Genomic DNA, 378 nt, shown 5'->3' with positions numbered 1-378 from the left:
ATCGCTCCCTGGGTGCTGGACGGGCCGATCAACCGCGACGCCTTCGAGACCTATGTCCAAAAGGTCCTGGTCCCGGAACTGCGCCCCGGCGACATCGTCGTCATGGACAACCTGTCGAGCCACAAGGGGCCGCGCGTGCGCCAGATGATCGAGGCGGCGGGTGCGGACCTGCGCTACCTCCCGCCCTACAGTCCCGACTTCAACCCCATCGAGAACGCCTTCGCCAAGCTCAAGGCGCTGCTGAGAAAGGCCGCCGAGCGAACCATCGGCGGCCTCTGGGACACCATCGGCCGCATCATCGACCTCTTCCCGCCCACCGAGTGCGCCAACTACTTCAGCGCGGCAGGGTACGACGCAACCTGATGGGATTCCGCTCTA

General features: G+C 65.6%; 1 protein-coding gene. It reads left to right on the top strand.

Translation table 11 applies throughout. The features are described from left to right. Window positions 1-363 (top strand): transposase (locus tag AX750_RS06130; RefSeq protein ID WP_197432799.1); only part of this gene is annotated, 363 nt, incomplete at its 5' end. Between the last annotated feature and the right edge of the window lie 15 nt (window positions 364-378).

Origin of the sequence: Methylobacterium sp. CCH7-A2 (genome assembly GCF_001557075.1) — a bacterium.
Taxonomy (GTDB): Bacteria; Pseudomonadota; Alphaproteobacteria; order Rhizobiales; family Beijerinckiaceae; genus Allobosea; species Allobosea massiliensis.
Note: the sequence above shows the minus strand (reverse complement) of the source record. Positions and strands in the feature narration are given on the sequence as shown.